This is a genomic window from Agathobaculum sp. LCP25S3_E8 (assembly GCF_052117165.1).
Taxonomy (GTDB): domain Bacteria; phylum Bacillota; class Clostridia; order Oscillospirales; family Butyricicoccaceae; genus Agathobaculum.
The window spans coordinates 1-5,770 of sequence record NZ_JBQKJR010000102.1 but is presented as its reverse complement, the minus strand read 5'-3'; the positions used below and the strand labels follow the sequence as shown (position 1 = coordinate 5,770).

The following is a 5,770-nucleotide window of genomic DNA, read 5'->3' as shown; positions in this document are numbered from 1 at the left end:
TTTTTCTCCGCAAGCAGAGCTTTCCGTTCCTTGGATTTGTCCTTGATCTGCTGTACCAATCCCCCATAGCGTTCAAGCTCTGGCTTGACTGCCTTGACGCGCTTGACCATATTGTACTTGCCAACACCGATGTGGCGAAGTTGATAACTGAAAATCAGCATACTGCTGCGTATCTTCTCCATTGCTTCCGCTATGGCAGGAACGGTATTCTTTACCGCCTGCATCAGCTTCTTAACCGTTGCTTTCAGTTCCCGCAGCAGGGCATTGTCCGCCTTAATCTGTCGGTTGATTTCACAGCGGTCAGAGATAATGCCTTTTTTCTCCAACGCACAGGCAACCACACCCTCGTGAATGGTGGGCTGCTCAGTCAAGCCCCTGTCTGTATTGCTTCGGTGGTCAATGCGTTCTTCCCGTCCTGTACGCTCCAGATAGCGGTTGGACACATCCGCCCACGCTGCCCGCCATGCCACAAGCTGTTCCTCGCTGTTCCAGCGCTCGGAGATGGGATTCTGTCTGCCGTACTTCGTACTTTTCGGGTGCTTGTCCGCACGAACCAGCCCCTGCGTCTGGGCAGCAGATGGCGTCATATACACCTTCCTTTTGCCGACCTTGTAGGGATACTGCTTTTCCCAGCCCTCGTTCTGCGCTGTCTTAAACTCTGCGGCGGTGAACCCTCGTTCCTCGCCGTCTCTGATGCACAGATACTCTTTCTCGGTCTTGTACTGCCACTCGCCTTGCTCATCCAGCGGTCGCACGGTCAGAAGAATGTGGGCATGGGGATTATGACCGTCGGTGTCGTGAATTGCAGCATCGGCGCACATTCCATCGGCCACAAACTGCTCCCGAACAAACACTTGCAGCAGCTCGATCTGCTGCTCCCGGTTCAGCTCTATGGGTAGGGCGACGACAAACTCACGGGCAAGGCGGCTATCCTTCGTCTTTTCGGTTTCCTCCACAGCGTTCCAGAGCTTTTCCCTGTCCTGCCATTCCTGCGGGGCGTATTCCGGCAGAAACACTTTCTGCCAGACAAGTCCCTGCTTTCTTGTGTAGTCATGCTGAATCCCGTCGTAATCGTTATACAGGCGGGAGCAGCTCAGATAAGCGGAAGCGGCCACGGCGGAGCGGCCTGCGCCCCGGCTTACCACCTTCGCCTCCAGATGGTAAATCGCCATATCTCATTCACCCCCGTTTTTTCATTTTTCTGTTTCTCTTTCGCAAAAGAGAAAATGGACGGCAGCGCTGTGCCGTCCATCTCTGCGGGAAAGCTGCCGGCGGCAGGTTTTTGCAGGCAGTTGTCGCAAACAGGGTACAGGTTGTACCTCTGTTCACAAACGCAAAGCGGTTGTGATGGCGATAACTGCGTGGACAATGACAGCAGCTCACCCGTGCTGTGGCATTGTCCATACGGCTGTCGCAACAGCCGCAGCCCCCTCGGAGAGCGCACGATCCCGACCGATGGGAGGGATACCACCGCCCGCCAACGGCGGGTGGTGAGTAAGTGCGCCCTTCGGGATAAAAAAGAGGAAGGCCCCCGGTTTCCCGGAGACCTCCCAGCCGTTTTCAATCGTGTGCTGCCAGCTTTCGCCGCAGGTATTCTTCCAGATTATCAAGCCCTACCGCCTGTACTTCCGGCAGCACTTTTTCCAGCACAGCGCCCTCCTGAATGAGCCGCCTTGTCCGGGCTTTTCGCTCCTTCACCCGGTCCCGTGCCTGGGCTTCCTCCAAGCGGTGCTTTGCCTGCAACAGTTTCTTTTCTTCACTTGTCATAGATTTACCTCCGTTTCTGCCAGATCAGGTCGTAGCCCAGCACATCGGCCAGCTCCACAACCTCCTTGTAGCGGATGGATTCCCGCTGGAGTTTGGCCGACAGGTTGGAAACGCTGTCCGACCAGCCGTATTCCTCATGGAGCCGGTCAACTACCTCCTGCATGGTATATCCAGCCCGGACGATCTGTGCCTTAATCTCGTTGCGTACCGTCATCATCAAAAATCCTCCTAAATTTACTTGATAAAAAAGCGAAGCCGGTACGCCCTCTGGCATAACCACTTCGCTGTGTGGTGAAAAATCTCCTTGTCACCAAATCCGTTCAGAATCGCTGGTGTGATGTCCTGTCCATAGGTCGCACTTTCCGACTTTTCCATTTCGTGTGACTTGGCTTGAAATCGTGCATTTCCCCATGATTCCATGCACCCGGTTCACCGGGGCGAGAAGCACGGTTTCGCAAAATGATTTCTTCCAATAGACAAATACTTTTCGATTTCCACTTGCCTTGATTTAACATGGGGATTTGACCGGTGATTCTGACTGACATAGCCGCTGAATTGCTATAAAAGGGAGCACAACAGTCAATCAAAGCGTACGTACGTACACGGTTCAGCGCCGCCATTCCTCCGGCACATCTTCCGGTACGTACGTACGCATCGAATCACCGGAAAACACTGATATATGATTTCTCACCAGTACCTCAATCCCCAGAAATCCACGCACCCGCCGTCCGGCTGCGTTGGTCACATTGTTGCAGTATTCCAGATTGTAGCGGCTCTGGCAGGCGATCAGGGCTTCGCTGAAGCTGCGGGGCTTCAGGGCAGGCAGGTTGTTTTCGGTGCAGTAAATCTGGTATACCTCGTACAGTTCTTTGGAGCTGGCAGATAGATCGGCTTTCAGGCGAACATACCCGTCAGAATCCAGAAAATCATAGACATTGTTATTGTCCCGTTTGACTGCCTCCCGGTTCCCTCTGGTGCGGTCACTTTCGGTGAACTTGAAGTTATTAGCGGCCAGCCGCTGCAATCCCTCAAAAGCCCACAGCAGAATGCCCTCCACCTCGGCTTTCATCTTCTCCGCAAGGTCGGGATCATCCACACGGCCAGCTGGTTTTTCTTTCGTGGTCAGCACCAGCTGGCGGCGGTAAAATCCGTCGCTGCGGTCAAACAGCGCCTGCAAATCTCCGTTGGAGAATGCTAACAGCCGGGCGCACATCCATCCCTGATAGCTCTGTTTGCCCTTGCGCTCCAAATCCATCTTGCCCTGGGCGGTGACAATGGATTTCACATAGTTGGTCTGGCGCAGGGCCTCCATCCGCATATCGTCGTCCACGCACAGGAGGATATGTTCCAGGTCAGCACGGGCAAAACGGTTCTCGGATATTTTCCCGATGCTGCCATCCTTCATGTTGGAGCCGAACAAAGTTCCCAGAACAGCGCCGATCTGCGACTTGCCCTCGCCGCCGCTGCCCTTAATGACCATCATCCGTTGTCCCTTGTTGCTGGGAATCAGGCAGTAGCCGATATATTCCTGCAAGGTTGGGATGTCCTCCGGGTAGAGAAGGCCATCCAGAAATTGCAGCCAGAGGGCAGGCTTTGGGGCGTTGGAGTTGTAGGCCACGGGGAAACGGTTGCGGACGATTTTCGGCTTTCCATCCGCAAAGGTCCCATCCAGAAAAAGCGTCCCATTGGAAAGGTGAATCCGGTCCGGCTCCGGGGGAAAATCCTCTGCCAGTGCCGCCAGCTTCATCAGCTCCACAATGTTGCTGATTTTGCGGGGAATGTTGCTGACCGCACAGTATTTCAGCTCTTCAAAAATCTCTCCCCGCAGGGGCAACTCATCAGTCACACGGCCTTCGGGCGTGAAAAAAGCCCCGTTTGTGAAGATGATCTTGTGCGTCTGCAAGAACTCCTCACAAAACAGGGCTTCGTTGATGCTTTTTCCATCAAACCAGACGGGCATCCCGTCAAGCTGCGTTTTGTTTTTCATGGGCATCGTCCTCCTTTTTCAGCCTGTCCAGCCGTTCCTCCAAACCGGCAATCAGGCCATCCTTGTTCAGCATTTCAACAATTTTCACCCGCTGTTCCAGCTCAGCGGCAATGAGCAAATCCGCCAGATACTCCACATAGTCCAGCATCTGACAGGCTTCCACAAACCGATCATCCAAAGTATCTTCCGCTGTCTTGGGTGCGTACTGCACCTTCCAGCTTTCCAGCAGATGCAGATAATCACACAGCACTCGCAGGCAGCGTACTTCCTCCTGCCGGTATGCTTTCAGCAGGGGACGCTCCGGTTTGGGCAGGGCAGCTGCCACAGGCGGCTTGTCCGGGCCAATCCCAAAATCCTGTGCCAGCTTCTGCGCTGCCTCGTAACTGCTCAGGGCAAACAGCCTCGCCACAAGGTCAATCACATCGCCGGTGGCCCCGCAGCCGAAGCAGTAAAAATACCGTTCGTTCAGCTTCATGCTGGGGTGCCGGTCCTCATGGAACGGACAGCTGCACATCCCGTTTCGGTTGACTTGCAGCCCATAGTGTTCCGCCGCATCCGGCACACAAATATTCTGTTTTACCAGTTCAAAGAGTGTCATAAAAAACCCCTCCGTTTCAGGGCATAAAAAAGCGGCCTGCCCGGTTTATTGGGGCAGGCCGCAGTCCTTATGCAGTTTGTGATGTTTCCGTTTCTTTGGCTTTCCGCTTTTCCTGCCGGTAGAACTTCTCCCGGCAGGCGGGTTTGCAAAATTTAGCGTTGGGGCGGACAGACTGGAACGGCTCTCCGCAGCACTGGCACACCAGCTGGTACGGTTCACCCGGAACGATCAGCCCCTCGGCAATCTTCTGTTTGCGCTCCTTCTGGCGCAGGTATTTTTCATGGTCACGGATGCGCTTCTGGCGGCGCTTTTCCTCCGCAGCCAGTTCTTCCTCAGTGGGTTCGGGCATGGGCACTTCAAACTTCCCGATAAAATTCAGATAAATTTCAATTTCCTGCACCCGTTCCCCGGTGCTTCGGTCCGGGGCATGGACCAGAATTTTCTCCACAAATTCATGGAGCATGGGGGCAGTCAGCTCGGTGAAATCCGTATATTTCTGTGCCAGCGCCAGAAAGTGGCTGGCACGGTCCGTGTCCTCGTGAAACTGGTCCAGCTGCGCCTGCTCGGAGGCAAGCAGCTGTTCCAGCTCGGCCTGTTCCTTCTCATATTCGGCACAAAGCAGCTCGAACCGTTTTTCCTCCAACTTGCCCATGGCATAGGTTTCATACAGCTTTTTAATCAGCACGTCCAACTCGGCACTGCGCCTGCGCTCCTTGGCGACCTTGCGTTTCAGCTCCTTTGCCGCTTCCTGCTGGCGAACCTGTGAAATGCTGCGAACTTTCTGAATAAATTCCTCCTTGTTCTGGATGGCATAGCTGGCGGTAGTGCGGATGGTTTCCAGAATCAGGGCATTCAGAGCCTTAGTGCTGACCGTGTGAGAAGAACACATCTGAGTTTCTCGCTCAAAGGTCAGGGTGTAGGTGGAGCAGCTGTAAAAATCCACGGAATATTCCTGCCCGTCCTTTTTGCGCTTGCCCCGGTGGTTATACATTTTGGCTCCACAGTCAGCACAAAACACAAGGCCGGTCAGGGGATTGGCGACGCCGGTGGTATCTGTCCGGCGCACCGTCCGCTTCACCTGCTGGGCGAGCTGCCAGGTTTCCGGGTCAACAATGGCCTCGTGGGTGTTCTCAAAGATCAGCCAGTCGGACGGATCATTTTTTACCCGCTTATCCCGATAGGACTTTTTGGAGGACCGGAAATTGACGGTGTGCCCCATATACTCCGGCTTGGCCAGCATGGAGCTGACCGTAAAACCGTACCAGTCATAGGGTCGGCTGGTGTCCACGGTGTTTTTCCGGCAGCCCCTGCCGTTGCGGGCCAGATAATAGGCGGGGCACTCCACCTTTTCCTGTGTGAGTATCTTGGCGATCTCATGGGGGCCGTGCCCCTCCACCGCAAGCCGGAAGATCCGCCGC

General features: G+C 54.7%; 7 protein-coding genes. All 7 read right to left on the bottom strand.

Annotated elements, in window-relative coordinates; all coding sequences use genetic code 11:
• Positions 1 to 1,172 (bottom strand): MobQ family relaxase (gene mobQ / locus ACTQ34_RS17350; protein ID WP_441364857.1); only part of this gene is annotated, 1,172 nt, incomplete at its 3' end.
• A 207-nt stretch (positions 1,173 to 1,379) separates the two neighbouring features.
• Positions 1,380 to 1,610 carry a hypothetical protein gene (locus tag ACTQ34_RS17345; protein WP_441364856.1) on the bottom strand — a complete coding sequence of 77 codons (231 nt, stop codon included), beginning with the start codon at positions 1,608 to 1,610 and terminating at the stop codon, positions 1,380 to 1,382.
• On the bottom strand, positions 1,561 to 1,767 hold the full coding sequence (locus ACTQ34_RS17340; RefSeq protein WP_204890080.1) for a DUF3847 domain-containing protein: 207 nt from the start codon (positions 1,765 to 1,767) through the stop codon (positions 1,561 to 1,563). Before ACTQ34_RS17340 ends, ACTQ34_RS17345 begins: the two co-directional genes overlap by 50 nt.
• A gap of 4 nt (positions 1,768 to 1,771) precedes the next feature.
• Positions 1,772 to 1,981, bottom strand: a complete 210-nt coding sequence (locus tag ACTQ34_RS17335) for an LLM class flavin-dependent oxidoreductase (RefSeq protein WP_430661831.1) — start codon at positions 1,979 to 1,981, stop codon at positions 1,772 to 1,774.
• Between the two features lie 393 nt (positions 1,982 to 2,374).
• Positions 2,375 to 3,754 (bottom strand): DNA primase family protein, encoded by a 1,380-nt coding sequence (locus ACTQ34_RS17330; protein ID WP_441364855.1) that lies wholly within the window; start codon positions 3,752 to 3,754, stop codon positions 2,375 to 2,377.
• Positions 3,732 to 4,352 (bottom strand): CHC2 zinc finger domain-containing protein, encoded by a 621-nt coding sequence (locus ACTQ34_RS17325; protein WP_176928140.1) that lies wholly within the window; start codon positions 4,350 to 4,352, stop codon positions 3,732 to 3,734. The genes ACTQ34_RS17330 and ACTQ34_RS17325 overlap by 23 nt, the downstream gene beginning before the upstream one ends.
• A 67-nt stretch (positions 4,353 to 4,419) precedes the next feature.
• Positions 4,420 to 5,770: DUF4368 domain-containing protein (locus ACTQ34_RS17320; RefSeq protein ID WP_441364854.1), on the bottom strand; the 1,351-nt coding region annotated here is incomplete at its 5' end.